Consider the following 536-nt stretch of genomic DNA (forward strand, 5'->3'; position numbering starts at 1 on the left):
TTTCAGTTTTCTGGTCTGGACCGTAATATTGCGAGCATTAAATCGATGGGGCGCATTTTGCTTTGTTGGGTTGATGAAGCAGAGCCGGTAACAGAGACGGCTTGGCAAACGCTTATACCGACTTTGCGAGAAGAAGGAGAGGGATGGCGGGCAGAATTATGGGTGACATGGAACCCGTTGCGAGAGAATGCCCCCGTTGAGAAGCGGTTTCGCTTTTCAGACAATGAAGCCATTAAGCGTGTAGAGATCAATTGGTCAGACAATCCGAAGTTTCCTAAGATCTTGAATGAAGCGCGATTGGATGATCTGAGAAACCGTCCAGAGACTTATAAGCATATCTGGGAGGGGGCTTATCTTACAGCGGTTCAAGGTGCTTATTATCAGAAAGAGATGTTGGCAGCCGAGCAAGAGGGGCGGATAGGGCGTGTTGCTCGTGATCCTTTAATGCAAATACGCGCCTTTTGGGATATTGGGGGGACAGGCGCCAAGGCAGATGCCACGGCGATATGGATAGCGCAATTTGTTGGTAGAGAGAT

1 protein-coding gene is annotated in these 536 nt (G+C 49.1%); it reads left to right on the top strand.

Features of this window, described 5'->3' with window-relative positions:
* Positions 1-536 (top strand): phage terminase large subunit (locus tag ACFINZ_RS12045; protein ID WP_375701652.1); only part of this gene is annotated, 536 nt, incomplete at both ends.

The organism is Bartonella sp. AA81SXKL (genome assembly GCF_042196945.1).
GTDB lineage: Bacteria > Pseudomonadota > Alphaproteobacteria > Rhizobiales > Rhizobiaceae > Bartonella.